Below are 21478 nucleotides of genomic sequence, written 5' to 3' on the forward strand. Positions count from 1 at the left end.
ATCAATAATTAACATTGATTATTCAAGAGCAAGATTTATCTTGCTCTTTTTTTATTATGTCAGGTATCTACATTCATATTCCCTTTTGCAAACAGGCTTGCCACTATTGCGACTTTCATTTTTCGACCTCGATGAAAAAGAAAGACGAAATGGTTTCGGCTTTAGCTAAAGAAATTTTCATGCGCAAAAATGAGATTGATAATGAGGTTGTCGAGACAATATATTTTGGCGGTGGAACTCCTTCTGTTCTAACAAATGAAGAAATAAACTTTTTAATTGCTGAAGTTTATAAAAATTATAATGTTGCCGAAAACCCGGAAATTACGCTCGAAGCGAATCCGGATGATTTATCTACGGAGCGACTTTATGAGTTATCTAAAAGTCCAATAAACCGTTTAAGCATCGGAATTCAGTCTTTTTATGAAGAAGATTTGAAAATGATGAACCGCGCTCATAATTCGGCGGAAGCCATAAAATGTTTACAAGAAGCAACTAAATATTTTGATAATATTTCACTCGATTTAATTTACGGAATTCCCGGATTGACTGACGAAATGTGGAAACAAAATATAGAAACGGCGTTGAGTTTTGGTATTCCACATATTTCGAGTTATGCTTTGACAGTTGAACCAAAAACAGCTTTAAGAAAACTTATTGACAGCGGAAAAATTGCTGAACCACAGGATGAAGTTGCTTCGAATCATTTTATGATTTTGGTCGAAACTCTTCAGCAAAATGGTTTTATTCATTATGAATTATCGAATTTTGGGAAAGAGAATTATTTCTCGAAAAACAATTCGGCTTATTGGTTAGGCAAAAAATATATCGGAATCGGGCCTTCGGCACATAGTTATGACGGCGAAAAAAGAGGCTGGAATGTGGCAAATAATTCACTTTATTTAAAATCGATTCAGGAAGATATTTTGCCAATTGAAACTGAAATCCTAACAAAATCTGATCGCTATAATGAATATATTATGACGGGATTACGAACAATTTGGGGTGTTTCTTTAGAACGAATTGAAAGTGAATTTGGTTTAGATTATTTGAATTATTTAAAAAAACAATCTCAAAAATTCTTAGATGATGAATTGGTTTTTATTGAAAATAACATCTTAAAACCAACTCCAAAAGGAAAATTTTTAACAGATGGAATTGCTTCAGACTTATTTTATTTAAATTTGGAAGAATAAAATTAGCCACGAAGGCTCAAAGGCGCAAATTATTTAAACTTTGCGACTTAGCGTCTTTGCGGCATAAAACCCAAATTTGTGCTAGCTAAAATCAACAACTTCGAAATCGACTTATCTAAACCCATTGATATTTCGATTCCATTAACGAATACAGACGAAAACCCAATTGCTTGGTATATCGAAAAACCGGTTATTGAACCTGTTGTTTTTGGCGATTGGATTGGGAAAGTTTCGGAAGGAAAATCATCAACCAACTTCAATAATATTTTTTTCAATCCGCATGGGCATGGCACGCACACGGAATGTTTAGGTCATATTACAAATGATTTTTACAGCATCAATCAATCTTTAAAACAGTTTTTCTTTTTTGCAAAATTGATTACAGTTAAACCTGAAAAAATTGGAGATGATTTTGTGATTACTAAAGAAAGCATTTCGACTTTAATTAATGGAAAAACTGAAGCTTTAATAATCAAAACACTTCCAAATCAAAAGGAAAAAAAATCTAGAAAATACTCTAATACAAATCCGCCATATTTGTCTGAAGAAGCTGCGATTTTCATCCGCGAAAGCGAAATTCAACATTTATTAATAGATTTACCTAGTGTTGACAAAGAACACGACGAAGGTAAATTATTGGCACACAAAGCTTTTTGGAATGTAAAAGACATCGTGAATTTAAATCCTGATGCAAGATTGAATGCAACAATTACCGAAATGATTTATGTTCCAGACGAAATTGAAGACGGAAATTATATATTAAACCTTCAAATCGCTTCGTTTGAAAATGACGCAAGTCCAAGCAAACCAATATTATATAGAATTTTAGATTTTAGAATGTAGATTTTAGATTTCTACTACTTCGAAAATCAAAAATCTGAAATCTGAAATCAAAAATCTAAAATTAAAATGATTAACGTTTCAACCGATAAAACTAAACTTGACGTTCCGTTTATACAAAACTTTTTGAAAGACATTTATTGGGCGGCGGGACGAACTATGGAAGAAGTGCAGACTACAATTGATGCTTCGGTTTGTTTTGGAATTTATTTAAATGACAAACAAATTGGCTTTGCGCGTGTTATTACAGATTATGTAGTGTTTGCTTATTTAATGGATGTTTTTATTACTGAAGAACATCGCGGAAAAGGTTATTCATCGATTTTAATTGAAAATATGATGAACGAGCCACAGCTTAAAAATATCAAAATTTGGAGATTGGCGACAAGTGATGCGCACTTTTTATATGAGAAATTCGGTTTTACAAAATTAAATCATCCTGAAAAAATGATGGAAAAAATAGTATTATGAAAACAATTATTAAGCTCGAAGAAACAGCTTTGTTTTTTCTCGGAATTTATTTATTCAGCCTTTTGAATTTTGAATGGTGGTGGTTTTTAGTTTTAATTTTAGCGCCTGATTTGTCAATGCTTGGGTATTTATTTGGGAATAAAAGCGGTGCGTTTTTTTATAATGTATTTCATCATAAAGGAATTGCTGTTTCATTATATATTTTAGGTTCTTATTTAAACAATGAACTATTGCAATTAGCCGGAATTATTTTATTTTCACATTCTGCAATGGATCGAATCTTTGGTTACGGTTTAAAGTATGAAAAAGGCTTTAAATACACACATTTAGGTGAAGTTGGTAAATAATATAATGATATGAATTTAGAAACATTTTACGAATATTGTCTTTCAAAAAAAGGCGTGAGTGAGCATTTTCCATTTGATGAAGATACTTTGGTTTTTAAAGTGGGCGGAAAAATGTTTGCTTTATCGTCTTTATCACAATGGGAAAAAAATGAAGCTTCGGTAAATCTTAAATGTGATCCGGACCGCGCACAGGAACTCAGAGCCGAATATGACGAGATAAAACCCGGATTTCATATGAGTAAAGTGCATTGGAATACAATCGCATTAAACGGAAATTTACCGGCGAAATTCGTAAAAGAACTGATTGATCATTCGTATGAATTGGTGTTCAAAAGTTTGACAAAGAAAATTCAGAATGAAATTATCGAATTAGAAAATTAGGCATTACATTTGCACGGTAAGATAAAAACTTAACAACTCAATTAATTTGCAACTTAGCAACTTATAGAACCATGAAAGAACAATTTAAAAAATTTCTGAACGAAGAACAAGATCCAAAAGCGATTGAAAAAATCACTTCAAAACTCAACGATTTATTGATGAAAGGCGAAGAAATTGGATATATAGCAGTGCAAAAAAAACCTGCAATTACTGTTTTTCCAGATAGTATAGTTTTAACAAACAAACGAATTATTATCTGTAAACCTAAAAATTTAGGTCTTTCTATGGATTTTACAGATTATACCTGGGATGATATTGCAGGTGCATTTGTAAAAGAAAATATTCTGGGTTCTGAATTCTCATTTAATACGAATACTGATTTATCAATTTCGATTGATTATATCCCGAAAATTCAAGCGAGAAAAATTTATACTTACGCTAAAGAGCAATTAGATTTACTTAAAAATCCGGTTACAATATCAGCTCCAACAATAGAAACTGCTCAGCCAGTTGATGATATTGAAGATGAAATTGAAGAAGTTGAAACGGAAGAAGTAACCAATTATGCTGAAATTTTACCGGCTACAACTTCTTCATATGAAACTTATGAGCCAATTCAGCCAACTCAAACTTCTACTTCAACCGGAGATCGTAAACTAAGCGAATTATCTAAAGAAGAGCTTTTTGATAAATTACAGAATTACAAAAAACTCCTTGATAACGGATTAATCATGCAAGGCGAATATGATGCTTATAAGAAAGAGATTTTAAGTTATATGTAATTTAAGTCTTAAAGTTGGAAAGTCGAAAGTCATAAAGTCAAATAAAAAAGCCAGAATAGAAATACTATTCTGGCTTTTAGTTTTATAGAATCTAATTAATTGAATTTGGACTTTGGACTTTCCAACTTTAAGACTAAAACGTCGCTTTCTGTTTTTCTACGAAATTATGCGCTTGTAGTTCCAATAATTCGGTTGCTTTTTTACGCTGTAGATCGTAAAGGTTTTTATCTTCTGCTATGTCAGCATAAACTTTATCGTGCATTTCGGCACTGGTTTTTACTAATAAATCACGTTGGTATTTATTTTGTGCTAAAGTTGCTTTCATTGCTGTTTCGGCTTCTTCTTGTTTAAAATCAAATTCACCTTTTGGAGCCAGTAATTTGGCAATAATTGGAGAAGTTTCTATGGCTAAAAACAACAACATAATAAAAAATGAAGGCAGCCAAGGCAATTTATCTAATGCATTAATACGCGCCATTAAACCATCAAAACCTTCGATAATAGGTTGCGTTTGCGATACTTTTTTATCTAAGTCGGCTTGTAATTGTTTGCCTGTTTTTTCTTTTTCAGCAATTTTAGCTTCGTTGGCTGTTTTTAAAGCTGCCAGTTCTTTTAGAGATGCATCGTGCTTTTCACGTTTTTCTTTATAAACCGGACCTTTTCCTAGTTTTTTAGTTCCTGCAGTTCCTTCGGCTTCGGTAATATAAGTCGAATAAAGCGCATTTACTTCTTTTTCTTTCTTCAGAATATCAGCTTTTAAAGAAGCAATCTCTCCTTTATTTTTATCTAAATCAGATTTGAAATAATTACCAACTTGTTTTTTATTGGCTAATTCCATTTCATTTTTTTCTTTCAATAAAACAGTATTGATTTCTTTTTCGAAGATTTTGATTTCTAATGGTTTCGAAATTACGATCGCAATAATAACTGCCAGCATAATTCTGGGAGTCGCTTGCAGGAATTCATCCATAAAACGATCTCTCTTTTTAATAGTCGAAACAATAAATCGGTCTAAGTTGAAGATTAACAAACTCCATACAAATCCAAAAATTAAAGCCGGATAAATAGAATCAAAAACAGTAAAAAGCGCATAAGCACTGGCAAGAAAAGCCATAACTGCGGTAAAAAAAACGGTGGCGCCAATACCAACATATTTGGTTTGTTCGCCTTCTGAGCAGCCTTCAAGAAGATCGCGGTCTGCGCCGGAACACAGGATAAAAAATTGTTTTAACATGATTGATGATTTTTGATTGTGATTGATAAGGCAAATTTAGCGCCAAAAATTTAATTCTGATGTAAATAGTTGATTTGTTTTTACTTGTGTATCAATTATTTGCTATCTAGATGTTATTAAAACATTATTCACTTTTGATTTTAATGTAGGAATCATAACACTATGTTAATTTTTTTTAATGCGTTTAATAACACACAGGTTCTAGTTTCGCAGCTAAATCAAACCAAAACACAATGAAAAAAATTTATTTAGTAGTAACATTCTTTTTATTAGCCTTTTCGGGTTATGCGCAAAAAGCGATAATATCCGGAAAAGTGCTTGATGTAGATGATAAACTTCCATTACCTGGAGCAATGATTCAGATTGTTGGAGAAAACAAATACACTGTTTCTGACTATAATGGCCGCTTTGAATTATTAAATATAAATGTTGGAACTTACAAAGTTGAAGTAAAGTATATTGGATATACTGCAATAACTCACGAAATAACGGTTGAACAAGGAAAAAATAATGTTTTGGATTTTGCTCTTAAAACTTCAGGAACTGAGTTGAATGAAGTTGTTGTTGGAGACATCTTAAAAGGTCAGGCCAAAGCATTAAATCAACAAAAAAATAATAAAAATATAGGAAACGTGATTTCATCAGATCAGGTGGGGCGTTTTCCGGATGCTAACGTGGGTGATGCTTTAAAACGTGTTCCAGGTGTTACAATGCAAAACGATCAGGGAGAAGCGCGTAATATCATCATTAGAGGTTTGGCTCCGTCATTGAACTCGGTGACTTTAAATGGTGACCGAATTCCGTCTGCAGAAGGTGATAACAGAAATGTACAAATGGATTTAATTCCGTCTGATATGATTTCGACTATCGAAGTTAATAAAACATTGACATCTGACATGGATGCTGATGCCATTGGTGGTTCTGTAAATTTAGTAACCAGAGCAACACCAAATGGGGAAAGAATCTCGGCAACACTTGCCGGAGGTTATATGCCAATTCGCGAAAATGCAACTTACACAGCTGGTTTTGTATACGGAAATCGTTTCTTCGATAATAAATTAGGAGCTGTTTTTAGCGGATCTTATAATAATGTAGATTATGGTTCTGATGATGTAGAAAACGAATGGGTAAAAGATGAATTCGGAAATGAATTTGTTCAGGCATCTGAAGTTAGAAAATATGATGTACAGCGTATTCGCCGCAGCGGATCTGTAGCTTTAGATTATAAATTTGATGAAAATAATACGGTTTTTGCCAATGCCATTTACAACTGGAGAGATGATAGAGAAAACCGCTTTAGAACGACTTATGATGATATTGAAGCGATTTATGACGGTGAAAACATTACAGGATTTGAAGGTCGTGTAAAACGTCAGACTAAAGGCGGAGTTGATAATAGCAGAAACAAAAACAGAAGATTAGAAGATCAAAGAGTTCAGAATTATTCGCTTCGCGGAGAACATTTAATCAACTCAAAACTAGATTTAGACTGGTCTGCAAACTATGCAAAAGCGAGAGAATATCGTCCGGGAGAACGTTATATCGAATACCGTCAGACAGGTTTAGAAATGACTCAGGATTTATCTGATTTGAGATTTCCTTTGGTTACAACAACCGGAGAAGCTGTAGATCAATTCGAATTTGATTCAGTTACCGAAAATACAGACGAAACAAGCGAAAGTGAATTTGGCGCTAAAATAAACATCCGTTTTCCGTTCTCTATTATTCCTGCTGAAAAAGGAAGAATCAGAACCGGACTTCGTTTAAGAATGAAAGAAAAAGAAAGAAACAATAATTTCTTCTCTTACGAATCGGTAAATGGCGGAATGGATTTACTATCTGACATTTCTACAAGTTCTTTTGACGGGAAAGATTTTAATCCGGGCAGCAAATATGTTCCGGGAAGTTTTGCATCTGCAAGCTTTTTAGGAAGCCTTGATTTGAATAATTCAGCATTATTTGATAAAGAAGCAAATCCAGCAGAATTTTTAGCTGTAAATTATAATGCCAAAGAAAATATTTATGCTGCTTACGTAAGATGGGATCAGGACTTTAATGATAAACTTTCGATGGTTTTAGGTTTCCGTGTAGAGAACACGCATATTGATTATACAGGAAATCGCGTTTTGGATGAAGAAGAATTAGAAAGCAAAATCAACACTACGAATGCTTACACGAATGTTTTACCAAGCATTTCATTTCAATATAATGCAACCAAAGATTTAGTCTTAAGAGCGGCTGCAACAACTGCTTTGGCAAGACCAAACTATTATGCATTAGCGCCTTATGTAAATAACATTGCTGCTGATAAAGAAATTACAGCAGGAAATCCGGATCTTGACGTAACTTATTCATACAACTATGATTTTATGGCTGAGAATTATTTCAAATCTGTTGGATTAATTTCGGGTGGTGTTTTCTACAAAAGATTAAACGACTTTATTTATAATTACAGCGACAATCAATATACTGATGCCAAGTTTGCAAATGATTTCCCAAATCAGGCAAACCCAATTCCGGCAGGAGAAAACTGGTCGTTCATTCAATCAAGAAACGGAGATACCGTTGATGTTTATGGTTTTGAAGTTGCTTTTCAACGTCAGCTAGATTTCTTGCCAGGTAAATTTTTGAAAGGATTTGGTATTTATTTGAACTATACTTACACTAAATCAAAAGCAAAAGGAATTGCTGATGAAGACGGAAACGAAAGAAACGACATCAGCCTTCCGGGAACGACTCCACATATGTTTAACGGATCTTTATCTTGGGAAAACAAACGTTTTTCTGCTAGAATCTCGACTAATTTCACTTCAGATTATTTAGATGAATTAGGTTCAGAATCTTATAAAGACAGTTATTATGACAAGCAATTTTTCTTAGATGCAAATGCTTCTTTTAAAATTACAAAACATCTTCGCATTTTTGCCGAAGCCAACAATTTAACCAACCAACCATTGCGTTATTATCAAGGAATTGAAGCGCATACCAAGCAAGCAGAATTCTATCAGGCGAGATATAATTTCGGTTTGAAGTTTGACTTGTAATAATCAAATTATAAAATTCTTAAATTAGACAGAACTTAACGGTTCTGTCTAATTTTATTAAAATGAAAATCAGAATGAAAAATAATTCTATATTGGCTTTTTTACTTTTAGGCGTTTTATTCAGTGCTTGTAAAGATGATAAACTAGCTCCTATTGCCGCAAATGCAGTGAAACCAACAACGGTTACCGAAGCTTTGCCTCACGATACTGATGATCCTTCTATTTGGATTCACGCAACTGATGCTTCAAAAAGTATTATTGTGGGAACTGATAAAGACACAGACGGAGGTCTGTATGCTTTTGATTTAAAAGGAAAAATTGTTGCTAAATCAGAAGTTCTAAAACGTCCGAACAATGTTGATATCGCTTACGGATTAGTAATTGATGGAAAAAAAACAGACGTTGCCGTAACCACAGAACGCGAAAGCAACAAAATAAGAATCTTTAGTTTACCGGATTTAAAAGCTATTGATAATGGCGGAATTGCTGTTTTTGAAGGCGAAGAACTACGCGACCCAATGGGAATTGCGCTATATACAAGAAAAAGCGACGGTAAAATTTTTGCTATTGTAGGAAGAAAATCAGGGCCTTCTGGCACTTATTTATGGCAATATGAGCTTTATGGTTCAGGAAAATTTGCTGTCGGAAAAGTAGTTAGAAAATTCGGTGCTTACAGCGGAAAGAAAGAAATCGAAGCCATTGCAGTTGATAACGAATTGGGAACCATTTTATATTGCGACGAACAATTCGGCATTAGAAAATACAAAGCAGATCCGGCTTTAAATGACAACAAAGAAATCGCTCTTTTCGGAAAAACCGGTTTTAAGGCTGATAACGAAGGAATCGCGATTTACAAAAAAACAGATTCTACGGGTTATATTTTGGTATCGAATCAACAAGCGAATACATTTATGGTTTATCCGAGAGAAGGCACCAACGGTAATCCAAACAATTACCCTTTATTAGCCGAAATACCAACTTCAACCATCGAATGCGATGGTGCCGATGTTACCAGCATTAATTTAGGCGGATCATATAAAAACGGACTTTTCGTAGCCATGAGCAACGGAATGACATTTCATTATTATGCCTGGGATTTAATGCAGAAACGTATAGACCAAGCGAAGAAATAAGTTTTTTAGTTTCAGGTTTCAAGTTTCACATTCAACTTTAGACACGAGATTGTCAGGCTGAGCGAAGTCGAAGCCCACGCAAAAGAGCAGCCACAAACTAATAACATTTCAATACGTCAAAAAAAAAGTCGAAGTCCTTTGCGTGGGCTTCGACTTCGCTCAGCCTGACACACTAAACTTCAAACTTTAAAACTTTAAACAACAAAAAAGCTGTTCAGTGATGAACAGCTTTTTTAAATTTGAATTAGTAACTTCCTTTATTCTGTTTTTGGCGCACCAGCTAAAATTTCAGCATTGGCAAACTCTTCAAATTTGGCAAAATTAGCTTTAAATTTCTGAGCCAATTCAATTGCTTTTATATCATATAACGCAGGATCTTCCCAAGTATTTCGTGGATTTAAAATTTCTGTTGGAACATTTGGACAAGATTGCGGTTTTGCAATTCCAAATACTGCATGATTTTTATATTCTACGTTATCCAGTTCACCGTTTAATGCAGCGGTAATCATGGCACGAGTGTATTTTAGTTTCATACGAGTTCCTGTTCCGTAAGCACCACCTGTCCAACCAGTGTTGATTAACCAAACTTTTACATCTGCATCTTTCATTTTTTTAGTTAGCATTTCTGCATAACGTGTTGGGTGCAAAGGCATAAATGGCGCACCAAAACAGGCTGAAAAATTAGGCTGTGGTTCTGTAACTCCTGCTTCTGTTCCTGCAACTTTCGCTGTATATCCTGAGATAAAATGGTAAGCTGCCTGACCTGGAGTTAATTTAGAGATTGGAGGCAAAATTCCGAAAGAATCTGCTGTTAAAAAGAAAATATTTTTAGGATTATGTCCGATAGAACCCGGTTGAATATTATCAATATGAGAAATTGGGTAACTTACACGTGTATTTTGCGTGATAGAAACATCATCATAATCAACTTCGTTTGTTCCTGCTTTAAAAACTACATTTTCTAAAAGAGCTCCTTTTTTAATTGCTCTAAAAATATCCGGTTCATTTTCTTCTGATAAATTAATCACTTTTGCGTAACAACCACCTTCAAAATTAAATACTGTGTTTTCTGCTGTCCAACCGTGTTCGTCGTCACCAATTAATTTACGTGCAGGGTCTGCAGATAAAGTTGTTTTTCCTGTTCCTGATAAACCAAAGAAAATCGCAGTATCTCCAGCTTCACCAACATTAGCACTACAGTGCATTGGTAATGTATTTTCGAAAACCGGTAAAATAAAATTCAGAGCAGAAAAAATTCCTTTTTTCATCTCTCCTGTATATCCTGTTCCACCAACAAGAGCTACTTTTTTAGTAAAATCTAGAATAGCAAAATTAGACTGACGTGTTCCGTCTACAGCAGGATCTGCCATAAAACTTGGTGCACAAATTACTGTCCATTCCGGAGTAAAATTAGCTAACTCAGATTCTTCTGGTCTTAAAAACATATTGTAACAAAACAAATTCGACCAGGCCGTCTCTGTTACAACGCGAACGTTTAATCTGTAATTTGCATCAGAGCAAACGTAAGAATCACGAACGAAAACTTCTTTATTTGATAAAAACTGTGTTACTTTATTATATAGTTTTTCAAAAGCTTCAGATGAAAACGGAATATTTACATTTCCCCACCAAACTTTATCTTCTGTAATACTGTCTTTTACAATAAAACGATCTTGTGGAGAACGTCCTGTAAACTCACCCGTATTAATTGCTAATGCTCCTGTAGAGTTCTCAACACCTTGTCCTGATTGCACCGTAATCGCATGCAATTCGTCTGCTGATAACTGGTAGCGAACCTTGGCATTTTCAATTCCTAAATCTTTTAGCGAAATCGATTGCGTGAAAAGTGTGTTAGTGTCCATAAATTTGTTGTTGTGTATGTTTTTAGTTTTTTAGTGAACAAACATTAAACTTTGATTTTTAAGCTCTTACTCTTAAATTATGAATTGTTATATTTTTTATCAATACAGATAAAATCCAATAAAAATTCACATAACCAATGTTATATGTTATTTATGAGACAAAATTAAAGATTAATTTTTAGATAAAATTTTTTATTCGGGATTTTATGATTTTTGTTTCAAAATACTAACAAATAACACCAACCAAGCAAGAATTAATAACAAACCACCCAAAGGTGTTGCGAATACGATAATTTTAGAATCAAAAACTGTAAGATTTTTTGTCGCTAATAAATAGATCGAACCGCTAAATAAAATGACACCTGCAACTGCCAGGTTATAAATTGTTTTTACTGTTTTTGGTGCAAGCTCTTTTCTGGTTGAAAGAAAAAATAAAAAGAAAGCATGATACATTTGATAACGAACTCCGGTTTCGAAAGTGACAAGCTGCTCAACCGATAACCATTTCTTTAGCAAATGCGCTCCAAAGGCACCTAAAATAATAGCGAACATTCCGATAAAGACACCAGTAAGGATAATTCTTTTTTTCATAATTTCTATACTTTCAATTTGAAAACAAAAATACTTCAAACTATTTAAAATGCATTTTACTTTCTAAAAATCTTTTCGGGAAAAGGAAATCTTTACATTTTTATCTGAATTAAAAAAGATTTCATTTTTTTGAATCATTTACGTTGTTATATTTATAACATTTTAATACATTTGTGTTATATATTTAAAATATGAGAAGCGTTTTAATTATCGGAGCCGGAAGATCAGCATCTTCATTGATACGTTATTTACTATCAAAATCAGAAAGTGAAAATCTACATCTTGTTGTAGCCGATTTATCTTTGGCTTTAGCCGAGAAAAAAACGCAAAAACATCCGAATGCAACTCCTATTGCTTTAAATATTTTTGATACAGAAGAAAGAAGGTGGGTTATAGAAAAAGCATCAATTGTTATTTCGATGTTGCCGGCTTATATGCATATCGAGATTGCCAAAGATTGCTTAGAATTCAAAAAACATCTTGTCACGGCTTCTTATATAAGCGATGAAATGCAGGCACTTGATGAAGAAGCGAAGAAAAACAATCTAATTTTCATGAACGAAATTGGTCTTGATCCGGGAATCGATCATATGAGCGCAATGAAAGTAATTGATGAAATTAGATCGAAAGGCGGCAAAATGCTTCTTTTTGAATCTTTTTGCGGCGGTCTTGTAGCTCCGGAATCTGATAATAATTTGTGGAATTATAAATTTACCTGGGCTCCGCGAAATGTTGTTTTAGCGGGACAAGGCGGCGCGGCAAAATTCATTCAGGAAGGTACTTATAAATATATTCCGTACGGAACCGTATTTCGCAGAACTGAATTTCTGGAAGTTGAAGATTACGGAAAATTCGAAGCTTATTCTAATCGTGATTCGTTAAAATACCGTTCTATTTATGGTTTAGATGACATTCTGACCTTGTACAGAGGAACGATCAGAAGAGTTGGTTTTTCGAAAGCCTGGAATATGTTTGTTCAACTCGGAATGACGGATGACAGTTATATTATGGAAGATTCTGAAGAAATGAGTTACCGTCAGTTTACAAACTCATTTTTGCCTTATCATCCAACAGATTCTGTGGAGATTAAAATGCGTTTGATTTTAAAAATCGATCAGGATGATATTATGTGGGATAAACTTTTAGAACTGGATTTATTCAATCCTGATAAAAAAGTGAATTTACCGAATGCTACTCCTGCGCAAATATTAGAAAAAATACTTTCTGACAGTTGGTCGCTTGAACCTGACGATAAAGATATGATTGTAATGTATCATAAATTTGGATATGTGCTTGATGGTAAAAAAGCACAAATAGACTCTAAAATGGTTTGCATTGGCGACGATCAGACCTATACCGCAATGGCAAAAACTGTTGGCTTACCAGTTGCAATGGCGACTTTATTAATATTAAATAAAAAAATCACAACTCCGGGCGTACAGCTTCCGATAAATAAAGAAGTGTATGTTCCCATTTTAAAAGAGTTAGAAGAATATGGGGTAATTTTTAACGAGCAAACCGTTCCCTATTTTGGTTACAATCCAGACCTATTTTAGTTCTGATTTAGTTTTTTTTTGAGAATTTTTTTTAGTTTTTAATTGATCCGCTTCTTTTACGAGAAGCGGATTTTTTTTTTTTTGAAAGGTGCAGAGTTGCAAAGGCGCATAGGTTTAAATCTTTGTCGCTTTATACCTTTGCTCCTTTGTACCTTCTTAAAACTTATTTATCAGTCTGAATGGTTATTGGTAAACTATACTTTACACGAACTGGCTGGCCATTTTCAGACGCAGGATTCCATTTTGGAGAAAGTTTCAGAACTCTAATTGCCTCGTCTCCTAATCCATATCCTAAATCTTTTAAAACTTTGATTTCAGACAAGCTTCCATCTTTTTCGACCATAAATTCCATAAGAAGGTTTCCTTCCAATTTATTCTTTGACGCTTCTGCCGGTATTTTAAAACGTTGACCAACAAACATGTAAAATTGTTCAATTCCTCCCGGAAATTCAGGTGTCGTTGCAATTGCATTATTATTGGTTAATATATTTTTTTCAGCATCGTTGGTTTGTGCTATACTTTCAGTGCTAAAAATAAATAATGATAAAATGTAAACTGTTGTTACTGCAATTATTTTTAGCCCCATTTTAATCGGAGATTCTTTTTTCGTCATCATCAGTAAACGTTTTTTAGTGATTAAATAATTAATGTTACTAGCAAGAGGAATCGTAGTTTTTTGCGACGCGAAATCCAGTAGAAGTTTCTGATAACTTTTTACAGAATCAAATTGCTTATTTACCGCTTCATCTGCCAAAAATTCGTGGTTAAGCTTTATAGCTTTTTTGTAGAATAGAATTAACGGATTAAACCAAAAAACAATTTGCAACACTTCTATAAAAAGAATATCTAAAGTGTGTTTTTGCTGCAAATGCGCTTTTTCGTGCGCTAATAATTCTAATGGAATTTTACCATTTTTAAATTCATTTTTATTGATAAAAATAGATTTCCAAAATGAATGCGGTAAAATAGCTTCCTGAATCAGGATCACTTTTTCTCCATTTATGAGTTGCATTTCGTTGCGCTTTGATTTTTTATGAAATGAATATAAATTCAAAAAAAAACGACAAATTAAAAGCAACGTAACAGCAACGTAGATTCCAATTAAAACAAAAGATATCGCTTGGTCTATATTGTTTTTATCTAAAACCGTATCGCTCGTTTTAATCATAATTCCTTCTAATTGAATTGTAATCAATTTATTTTCAAATAAAGATTTAAATGAAAACAATTGCAACGGAACAATAAAGCTAAAAATTAAACTTCCAAGTAAATAAGCACGATTGAAACGAAACATTTTTTCGTTTTCTAACCATAATTTATAAACTGCATAAAAAACCAACAGCAGTATTCCTGATTTTAAAAGGTAGTTGATCATTATTTCTTTTTTTGAATTTCTGAATCGATTATTTTCTTAAGTTCTTCCAGTTCCGAAGTTGACAAATTAGTTTCCGTCGTAAAAAAGGAAGCAAATTGGGAGGCCGAATTATTAAAAAAACTGCTAATTAATCCGTTGACGTGTTTAGAAAAATAAACCGTTTTTTTGACTAACGGATAGTACTCCCTTGAATTTCCGAATTCGTTATAAGCCACAAATTTCTTATCAATCATACGCTTTAGAAGCGTTGCAACAGTTGTTGTTGCAGGCTTTGGTTCCGGATATGCTTCGAGCAAATCTTTCATAAAAGCTTTTTCAAGCTTCCAAAGATGTTCCATTAATTGTTCCTCTGAGTTTGATAGTTGTGCCATTATTTGATGTTTTCAAGTTTTTCAATTTCAGGTAACTCTTTCTTATAAACTTCTAAATTCCATTCAATATTCATTTTTGCCGCATATTCGGCCATAGTGCCAAGCCCAACTTCAGCACGTCTCTTATCTACGTTATCCGGATCTATCATCGGCGATATGTACAATTTATTAGTCGTTTTATTTCTCGAAGACTGGCTTCCATAAATTTGTCTTCTTCCTTCTCTTAAGGCTACTCTATCTTCAAGATATGCCAGGTTTCCCGGATTTGCATTACCTTTCTTAACTGCCTCTCTCATCATTGGCAAATATTTTTGCTGATATTTTAAATCAGAGTGCTGAATAACCAAAAACAACGTTTGATTAGCCTGCGCTCCAACAATATCTTTTCCAACCCATCCTTTTTCGTCTAAAATCTTTATCACCTTAATTAGATTAATGCTGTCTTTTTTTGCCATTAATTTACCAATGCTGTCGATTTTCTTTTTATCCGAATTAGGGTCTCTGTAAATTTTCATGAATTGTCCGCGAATACCTTGATCCTCTGTATAGATATCCAAAAGTTCTTTTTGCAGCGGTTTATCGTAATTAGCACTCAATATATCCATTCTCTTCTGGAGTTTATCAATTGTCAATTTCCATTCTTTTTTATCATGCAAAGATTTTAAATCACTATCGATTTTTATGTGAGCAATATTTTCGTATCCGTTGTCAATTGCCAAGTCCAACCACTTAAAAGCTTTTTTATCTTCATTATTTAGAGCTGCCGCACAAGCTGCATTGTATAAATCTGAAGATGATTTGTGTTCGATTTTAAATGCCTTTTCATAATGTTCGACAGCGCTTTTATAATCCTTATTTGTATAATAACTATTGGCTTTTGCAACATAATCTTTATAGTTTTGTGCTTGCATTAAACCAACATTCAATGTAATCAAAAAGAAAGCAATCAGTTTTTTCATAGATTTAAATGTATTAGTGGTTATTTTATTTTTTGTTCCGAAATCAATTCGCCATTACTATAATTTTTAATTTCGGTTAGTTTTCCTTTATCCGAATAGAATTTCCAATCTCCATAATAAAACCAATGTGTTTCTATTGAGTTGACTTCTAATTTTGTTTTTCCTTTTGATTGCACTTTCCCATTTTCATAGTAATATTTTACAACACAGATTCCGTTTTTGTATTTTTCTGTTTTATAGATTTTACCGTTGATGTAAGATTTCCATTTTTTGACGGGTTGATCGTGTTTATAATATTCAAACGATTTATAATTGACATTGTCTTGCGTATAATCGTCTATCCAAACACCTTCTTTTTTCTTATCGATTTTCTGATTGATCGGTTTGCTTTTGCATCCAGAAATCAGTAGGGCACATAAAAGAAAAAAGATAAAGTTTTTCATAAGCATTTAACTCTACATCTATAGATGTTGCTCTACAAATGTAGAGTTATTTTTTTTTAAAAACAAGAAAAAAGCTTCATAGTTTTTAAAATAGTAATCGGCTAAGTTATTTTTGCGTTAGGGATTGAGGCGGTATCCTTTTATGAAGTGGAACGGAATGAAAGATATAGCCGAAAGCCCGACCGGAGGGAACGCCCATAAAAAAATCCGCTCATTTCTGAACGGATTGTATTTATTTAAACTTTGCGCCCTCGCGCCTTAGTGCCAAAATCTTATTTACTTAATTCAACAAAATACTTGTAAAACAACGGAATAGTTTCAATACCTTTTAAGTAATTAAAAATTCCGAAATGCTCATTTGGAGAGTGAATTGCATCAGAATCCAAACCGAATCCCATTAAAATCGTTTTGCTTTTTAGTTCTTTCTCAAATAAAGCTACAATAGGAATACTTCCACCTGAACGAACGGGAATTGCCGGAACTCCAAAAGTTTCTGTATACGCCATATTTGCTGCTTTATAACCAATACTATCAATTGGTGTTACATAACCCTGACCTCCATGATGCGGCGTTACTTTTACAGTAACTCCGGCTGGTGCAATACTTACGAAATGTTTGCTGAAAAGCTCTGTGATTTCTTCCCAATCCTGATTTGGAACCAAACGCATTGAGATTTTAGCAAAAGCTTTGCTCGCAATAACCGTTTTTGCTCCTTCACCCTGATAGCCACCCCAAATTCCGTTTACGTCTAAAGTCGGACGAATGGAGTTGCGTTCGTTGGTTACATATCCTTTTTCGCCATAAACATCATTTAAGGCTAAGGCATTTTTATATTTTTCTAAACTAAAAGGCGCTTTTGCCATTTCAGCTCTTTCTTCTGTAGATAATTCCTGAACCTTATCGTAGAAACCAGGAATCGTAATATGATTGTCTTCGTCGTGAAGTGAAGCGATCATTTTTGCCAAAACATTTATTGGGTTTGCAACTGCTCCACCGTATAAACCGGAATGCAAATCACGATTTGGACCTGTAACTTCTACCTCAACATAACTCAAACCACGTAAACCTGTCGTAATTGATGGTTGTTGATTTGAGATCATTCCCGTATCTGAAATTAAAATAACGTCGTTTTTCAGTTTTTCCTGATTACGTTCTACAAACCAGCCTAAACTTTTTGAACCAACTTCTTCTTCACCTTCGATCATGAATTTTACATTACAAGGTAAAGTATTCGTTTGTATCATAAGCTCTAAAGCTTTTACGTGCATATACATTTGACCTTTATCATCGCAGGCGCCACGAGCAAAAATTGCGCCTTCAGGGTGAATTTCAGTATTTTTAATAACAGGTTCAAAAGGTGGTGAAGTCCATAATTCCATTGGGTCTGGTGGCTGAACATCATAATGTCCGTAAACAAGAACCGTTGGTAAATTTGGGTCGATTATTTTCTCTCCATAAATAATTGGATAACCCGGAGTATCGCAAACTTCGACTAAATCGCAGCCTGCTTTTGATAAACTTTCTTTTACAGCCTCGGCAGTATCGATAACATCTTGCGAATATGCAGTATCGGCACTTACCGAAGGAATTTTTAATAATTCGATCAATTCATTGATAAACCGATCTTTATGTTGTTGAACGTACGACTTAATAGTTTCCATTTAAATAATTTTTATAGAATTTCAAAAATACAAAAAATAGAATTAATATTTTTTTTCAAAATTACTTTGAAAATTGGAACTTATGCTTATCTTTGCACCCACAATTGAGCGGATATGGTGAAATTGGTAGACATGCCAGACTTAGGATCTGGTGCCGCAAGGCGTGTAGGTTCGAGTCCTATTATCCGCACCTTTTGGGACAAGTCATCAAATGATTGACTTGTCCCTTTTTTTTTGAGGATAATTCCTTGCTTATCAAGATCATTAGAGTTAACGCTTCATTGATACGGGCGGTTCGATATGCAAATCCGTCGAATGTCAATTTTTCAGGGAACATCGAACCAATTATCTTTCTTTGCTGTATTACCGTGCCATTTTCGTATAAACTATCAAGTTGGGAAATATTCGAAATAGCAAGACTTAGAAGTGGTTCAATATTAACATCCGGAGTTGAATTACTAGTCAGTGCTGCTTCATCTCTTTGTATTTTTGAATCGATATCTGCTTTCATAATACGATAGTCGTCAGCTTCAATAGCACCAGAAAGTAATAGATCTCGGGCTTTATTTAATCTAGTGTTAGCATCTTCCAGCCGTGATCTTAATTCTTGAACTCTTGACTTTTGGCCTTTCGTTCTACTTTTATAAACTGACAAAATTGTCTCTTTATACAGTTTTAATCCAGCTAAAGGTCTAACGTATCTTCTGATTTCTTCAATAATTGTTTCATTTGCGATCTCTGCTTTAAACCTCACCCCACATGCAGAAGTACAATGGTAATAACGATAGTATTGATTACGTCCCTTCGATGCACTTCCAGTGAGCAATTTTCCACAATTGGAACAAAGAAGGAAGCCTCTAAGCGGGAGGTTACTATCCACAAATATCTTAGTTCTCATTATTTTTTTTCGACCATCTAGAATATCTTGTACAGTGTAATATAGTTCTTCAGTTATTAATGGCTCGTGCTGCCCTGGTACTAGATAACTATCCTCATCTTTGTACTTTGGGATAAATATTTTTCCGCAATACATGGGGTTCCGAATGGTATACCAAAAATTGCTCTTGCTCGATTTAATACCTTTTTCTCGTACTATTTTCCATATCTGCTCAGTATTTAAATTTCCACGGCCAAGCTCTGTAAAAGCCCATTTCATAATTTTAGCTTCGTCATCTTTAATGGCTATGTATTTTTTACCATCTTCTGAAACCTTATTAATATATCCTAATGGAGCTAATCCCATATATCGACCTTCCTTTTTAGCTCTTCGCATTCCGTGGAAAACATTTAATGCCCTACGATCATTTTCAACCTCTGGTGCAGCAAGGTAAAATGCTAGCATCATTTTGTTTTCAGGTATTGACAGATCTAATGGTTGCTCCACTGCCTGAGGATCGACACCTAATCTGCGTAAAGTGCTTATCATTTGATAAGCATCACCGGCATTTCTGCTAAACCTATCCCATTTAGTAAATAAAACGAGGTGAGAATGTCCTTTTAATCTTCTCAATTCTTGAAGCAACGTATTCCATGCGGGACGTTTAAAAGTTTTTGCAGAATGATCTTCGTAAATAACTTTGCGTACTTGTAAATTATTTAGTTCACAATATTTGCGAAGACGTTCTTCTTGGTCACGTTGTGAGTATCCTCTATCGGCTTGCTCATCAGTACTTACTCTAATATATAAATCTGCTATATTCATTATTAAATAGATTTAAATTCATAAAACATCTATGCTAAGCATTTAATTAACAATATTATAGCTACAAAATTACAAAGAATCATTGGTATCTAGGTATTGATCAACTACTATTTCACTCATTAAATAAAAAAAATCAAGTATCATCACAGCTTGGTCAATTGTAACCTCAAACCCATCCTCGTGAAGAAGCTGTTTTGCTTTTTCTGGGCTTATCTTTTCGTTTATATCATCTTTCATCATCTTCATATATCATATCTCGTTAAATGCCAGTGCGAAGTTCTGTAGCATTTCTTGTCACCATATTAAAATGGCACATAGAGTGGATATTTGGCTTTCAATGGCCATATAGGGAGTAAATTTTGAGCAGTAAATAAATTTTTATAAATCAAGGAGTGAATTTCAGGTAATCATCTGGCGTCACATTTGGGAATAAAAAAACGCTTTGATTTACAAAAGCGTTTTTTGTTCTAAGGCAATAGGAAGGAAGCCGTAAAATGACAAATAGACACATAAATACGGGTCAGTTTGGAGAATTTGCCTTTAAAAAAAACCAGTCTATAAGACTGGTTGGGACCAAATTGTGGTATTTGGAAATATAACTAACTCAAAATAATTTAAATAGTTAGTTTTTAGATATTGAATAAATAGGAACAAAAAAAGTTCTATAGTTTCATAAAAAATCCCATTTGAATTATTAGTTGGTTGTTTAGATTCTAATTACAATTGAGCCAATCACTATCGCCTATTTTATTATTGGCTTTGATTGTCTTTTTAGAGTATTTTAGATAGGTCTGAATAGCGTCTACATAATTCAATAATTCATCACTGCTAGACTTAATATCATCAAGAAATGCAACCAATTCTATTAACGATTCTCTCAAATTGCTAAAGGTTAGTAACTTAATTTGATTTCCTTTCTTTAAAACAATTAATTTGCGACGATGTGTATTAAATGTTGATATTAGAAAAACACCGTTTGCTTCTTTTTCAAAATCAGTCCCCTTTAGTAATTCAGAAGACCTTAATAAAGGATTTTGTTTTTGGTCTTGTTCTATTGTACCCATTTTGAGCATATACTCCTTTGCTAATCTTGTAGCACAGTTATCATTGGTAATTTTAATCGAGTCTGACACTACTTGAGCATTTACATAATATGTCCCTAAAATCAATAGAAACATTATTTTTACAACTAAATTTTTCACTTTATTATTTATTTAAATCATCAATAATTTTATTTGAAATTTTAGTTGCTGGCGCTTAATTACCACCTTATTTTGGCATCATAATCATTGTTTTTATATGTCTCTAGGATATTCTCCATATAACTCACAATTAGCTTGCTATCAAAATTGGATTTATCAAAAAAATTAGTAATTACTCTTAAAGCAACAGAAAAATCTCTTAAATCAACAATACTAAATTTTTTATCATTTTTTAGTGCAAATTCTGGCAAAAGTGAGCATGCCATTCCGGTAAAAGAGATCAGTTGATTCCGGTTTAAAGTGACCACCCTATTCTTGTAAAAGAGATCAG

At 33.5% G+C, this 21478-nt stretch carries 21 protein-coding genes and 1 tRNA gene; 10 read left to right on the top strand and 12 right to left on the bottom strand.

Annotated elements, in window-relative coordinates; translation table 11 throughout:
• Positions 1 to 56: 56 nt before the first annotated feature.
• The 6 genes from hemW to EV143_RS08900 all read left to right on the top strand — a co-directional run bounded on the left by hemW (position 57) and on the right by EV143_RS08900 (position 4014).
• The gene (hemW, locus tag EV143_RS08875; RefSeq protein ID WP_133507598.1) at positions 57 to 1193 is read left to right on the top strand and encodes a radical SAM family heme chaperone HemW; all 1137 of its coding nucleotides are present in this window, start codon (positions 57 to 59) and stop codon (positions 1191 to 1193) included.
• A gap of 78 nt (positions 1194 to 1271) precedes the next feature.
• The gene (locus tag EV143_RS08880) at positions 1272 to 2036 is read left to right on the top strand and encodes a cyclase family protein (protein ID WP_133507599.1); all 765 of its coding nucleotides are present in this window, start codon (positions 1272 to 1274) and stop codon (positions 2034 to 2036) included.
• 66 nt (positions 2037 to 2102) lie between these two features.
• Entirely contained in the window at positions 2103 to 2504 is a 402-nt protein-coding gene (locus tag EV143_RS08885; RefSeq protein ID WP_133507600.1) for a GNAT family N-acetyltransferase, read from the top strand.
• Complete coding sequence (locus EV143_RS08890; protein ID WP_133507601.1) at positions 2501 to 2851, top strand: DUF4260 domain-containing protein; 351 nt, start codon at positions 2501 to 2503, stop codon at positions 2849 to 2851. Before EV143_RS08885 ends, EV143_RS08890 begins: the two co-directional genes overlap by 4 nt.
• A gap of 9 nt (positions 2852 to 2860) precedes the next feature.
• Positions 2861 to 3232: an MmcQ/YjbR family DNA-binding protein gene (locus tag EV143_RS08895; protein ID WP_133507602.1), complete on the top strand. Its 372-nt coding sequence runs from the start codon at positions 2861 to 2863 to the stop codon at positions 3230 to 3232.
• Positions 3233 to 3303: 71 nt separating this feature from the next.
• A complete protein-coding gene (locus tag EV143_RS08900) occupies positions 3304 to 4014 on the top strand; it encodes a PH domain-containing protein (RefSeq protein ID WP_133507603.1) in 711 nt (236 codons plus the stop codon).
• Between the two features lie 133 nt (positions 4015 to 4147).
• Here EV143_RS08900 and EV143_RS08905 read toward each other — a convergent pair whose 3' ends face one another.
• A complete protein-coding gene (locus tag EV143_RS08905; RefSeq protein ID WP_133507604.1) occupies positions 4148 to 5248 on the bottom strand; it encodes a DUF4407 domain-containing protein in 1101 nt (366 codons plus the stop codon).
• A 233-nt stretch (positions 5249 to 5481) separates the two neighbouring features.
• Between EV143_RS08905 and EV143_RS08910 the strand changes: the two genes are divergently transcribed.
• Together EV143_RS08910 and EV143_RS08915 are read left to right on the top strand one after the other, a co-directional pair.
• Complete coding sequence (locus EV143_RS08910) at positions 5482 to 8292, top strand: TonB-dependent receptor (RefSeq protein ID WP_133507605.1); 2811 nt, start codon at positions 5482 to 5484, stop codon at positions 8290 to 8292.
• 74 nt (positions 8293 to 8366) lie between these two features.
• A complete protein-coding gene (locus EV143_RS08915; RefSeq protein ID WP_133507606.1) occupies positions 8367 to 9425 on the top strand; it encodes a phytase in 1059 nt (352 codons plus the stop codon).
• A gap of 257 nt (positions 9426 to 9682) precedes the next feature.
• Here the strand turns inward: EV143_RS08915 and pckA are convergent, their stop codons facing one another.
• Positions 9683 to 11287 (bottom strand): phosphoenolpyruvate carboxykinase (ATP), encoded by a 1605-nt coding sequence (gene pckA / locus EV143_RS08920; RefSeq protein WP_133507607.1) that lies wholly within the window; start codon positions 11285 to 11287, stop codon positions 9683 to 9685.
• A 204-nt stretch (positions 11288 to 11491) separates the two neighbouring features.
• Positions 11492 to 11878, bottom strand: a complete 387-nt coding sequence (locus EV143_RS08925) for a DUF423 domain-containing protein (protein ID WP_133507608.1) — start codon at positions 11876 to 11878, stop codon at positions 11492 to 11494.
• 191 nt (positions 11879 to 12069) lie between these two features.
• Here EV143_RS08925 and EV143_RS08930 point away from each other — a divergent pair, with 191 nt between their 5' ends.
• A complete protein-coding gene (locus EV143_RS08930) occupies positions 12070 to 13434 on the top strand; it encodes a saccharopine dehydrogenase family protein (protein ID WP_133507609.1) in 1365 nt (454 codons plus the stop codon).
• Positions 13435 to 13597: 163 nt separating this feature from the next.
• Here EV143_RS08930 and EV143_RS08935 read toward each other — a convergent pair whose 3' ends face one another.
• The 5 genes from EV143_RS08935 to EV143_RS08955 form a co-directional block, all read right to left on the bottom strand.
• Positions 13598 to 14809 carry a M56 family metallopeptidase gene (locus EV143_RS08935; RefSeq protein ID WP_243739823.1) on the bottom strand — a complete coding sequence of 404 codons (1212 nt, stop codon included), beginning with the start codon at positions 14807 to 14809 and terminating at the stop codon, positions 13598 to 13600.
• Positions 14809 to 15180 (bottom strand): BlaI/MecI/CopY family transcriptional regulator, encoded by a 372-nt coding sequence (locus EV143_RS08940; RefSeq protein ID WP_133507610.1) that lies wholly within the window; start codon positions 15178 to 15180, stop codon positions 14809 to 14811. Before EV143_RS08940 ends, EV143_RS08935 begins: the two co-directional genes overlap by 1 nt.
• Positions 15180 to 16139, bottom strand: coding sequence for a DUF6624 domain-containing protein (locus EV143_RS08945; protein ID WP_133507611.1), 960 nt, complete (start codon positions 16137 to 16139; stop codon positions 15180 to 15182). Before EV143_RS08945 ends, EV143_RS08940 begins: the two co-directional genes overlap by 1 nt.
• 20 nt (positions 16140 to 16159) lie before the next feature.
• Positions 16160 to 16582: a toxin-antitoxin system YwqK family antitoxin gene (locus EV143_RS08950; protein ID WP_243739824.1), complete on the bottom strand. Its 423-nt coding sequence runs from the start codon at positions 16580 to 16582 to the stop codon at positions 16160 to 16162.
• Positions 16583 to 16854: 272 nt separating this feature from the next.
• A complete protein-coding gene (locus tag EV143_RS08955) occupies positions 16855 to 18243 on the bottom strand; it encodes a dipeptidase (protein WP_133507613.1) in 1389 nt (462 codons plus the stop codon).
• 108 nt (positions 18244 to 18351) lie between these two features.
• On the opposite strand from EV143_RS08955, the gene EV143_RS08960 reads away from it, so the two are divergent.
• Positions 18352 to 18433: transfer RNA gene (locus EV143_RS08960), tRNA-Leu, on the top strand.
• Here the strand turns inward: EV143_RS08960 and EV143_RS08965 are convergent.
• From EV143_RS08965 to EV143_RS21655, 4 genes are all read right to left on the bottom strand, one after another.
• Complete coding sequence (locus tag EV143_RS08965; protein WP_133507614.1) at positions 18425 to 19945, bottom strand: recombinase family protein; 1521 nt, start codon at positions 19943 to 19945, stop codon at positions 18425 to 18427. The two genes, EV143_RS08960 and EV143_RS08965, sit on opposite strands and share 9 nt — an antisense overlap.
• Before the next feature lie 69 nt (positions 19946 to 20014).
• Positions 20015 to 20191, bottom strand: coding sequence for a hypothetical protein (locus EV143_RS21445; protein WP_166638124.1), 177 nt, complete (start codon positions 20189 to 20191; stop codon positions 20015 to 20017).
• A 467-nt stretch (positions 20192 to 20658) separates the two neighbouring features.
• Positions 20659 to 21147, bottom strand: coding sequence for a hypothetical protein (locus EV143_RS08970; protein ID WP_133507615.1), 489 nt, complete (start codon positions 21145 to 21147; stop codon positions 20659 to 20661).
• Between the two features lie 59 nt (positions 21148 to 21206).
• Positions 21207 to 21478, bottom strand: a 272-nt coding sequence (locus EV143_RS21655; RefSeq protein WP_208111260.1) for a hypothetical protein, incomplete at its 5' end; no start/stop codon positions are given.

Source organism: Flavobacterium chryseum (genome assembly GCF_004362015.1).
Taxonomy (GTDB): domain Bacteria; phylum Bacteroidota; class Bacteroidia; order Flavobacteriales; family Flavobacteriaceae; genus Flavobacterium.

What these genes read in the sequence shown, in the direction of transcription:
- EV143_RS08890 (WP_133507601.1), top strand. Translation starts at nt 2,501, where the DNA reads ATGAAAACAATTATTAAGCTCGAAGAAACAGCTTTGTTTTTTCTCGGA.
- EV143_RS08915 (WP_133507606.1), top strand. Translation starts at nt 8,367, where the DNA reads ATGAAAAATAATTCTATATTGGCTTTTTTACTTTTAGGCGTTTTATTC.
- EV143_RS08940 (WP_133507610.1), bottom strand. Translation starts at nt 15,180, where the DNA reads ATGGCACAACTATCAAACTCAGAGGAACAATTAATGGAACATCTTTGG.
- EV143_RS08930 (WP_133507609.1), top strand. Translation starts at nt 12,070, where the DNA reads ATGAGAAGCGTTTTAATTATCGGAGCCGGAAGATCAGCATCTTCATTG.
- EV143_RS08950 (WP_243739824.1), bottom strand. Translation starts at nt 16,582, where the DNA reads ATGAAAAACTTTATCTTTTTTCTTTTATGTGCCCTACTGATTTCTGGA.
- hemW (WP_133507598.1), top strand. Translation starts at nt 57, where the DNA reads ATGTCAGGTATCTACATTCATATTCCCTTTTGCAAACAGGCTTGCCAC.
- EV143_RS08900 (WP_133507603.1), top strand. Translation starts at nt 3,304, where the DNA reads ATGAAAGAACAATTTAAAAAATTTCTGAACGAAGAACAAGATCCAAAA.
- EV143_RS08885 (WP_133507600.1), top strand. Translation starts at nt 2,103, where the DNA reads ATGATTAACGTTTCAACCGATAAAACTAAACTTGACGTTCCGTTTATA.
- EV143_RS08925 (WP_133507608.1), bottom strand. Translation starts at nt 11,878, where the DNA reads ATGAAAAAAAGAATTATCCTTACTGGTGTCTTTATCGGAATGTTCGCT.
- EV143_RS08955 (WP_133507613.1), bottom strand. Translation starts at nt 18,243, where the DNA reads ATGGAAACTATTAAGTCGTACGTTCAACAACATAAAGATCGGTTTATC.
- EV143_RS21445 (WP_166638124.1), bottom strand. Translation starts at nt 20,191, where the DNA reads ATGAAGATGATGAAAGATGATATAAACGAAAAGATAAGCCCAGAAAAA.
- EV143_RS08895 (WP_133507602.1), top strand. Translation starts at nt 2,861, where the DNA reads ATGAATTTAGAAACATTTTACGAATATTGTCTTTCAAAAAAAGGCGTG.
- EV143_RS08935 (WP_243739823.1), bottom strand. Translation starts at nt 14,809, where the DNA reads ATGATCAACTACCTTTTAAAATCAGGAATACTGCTGTTGGTTTTTTAT.
- EV143_RS08945 (WP_133507611.1), bottom strand. Translation starts at nt 16,139, where the DNA reads ATGAAAAAACTGATTGCTTTCTTTTTGATTACATTGAATGTTGGTTTA.
- EV143_RS08965 (WP_133507614.1), bottom strand. Translation starts at nt 19,945, where the DNA reads ATGAATATAGCAGATTTATATATTAGAGTAAGTACTGATGAGCAAGCC.
- pckA (WP_133507607.1), bottom strand. Translation starts at nt 11,287, where the DNA reads ATGGACACTAACACACTTTTCACGCAATCGATTTCGCTAAAAGATTTA.
- EV143_RS08905 (WP_133507604.1), bottom strand. Translation starts at nt 5,248, where the DNA reads ATGTTAAAACAATTTTTTATCCTGTGTTCCGGCGCAGACCGCGATCTT.
- EV143_RS08910 (WP_133507605.1), top strand. Translation starts at nt 5,482, where the DNA reads ATGAAAAAAATTTATTTAGTAGTAACATTCTTTTTATTAGCCTTTTCG.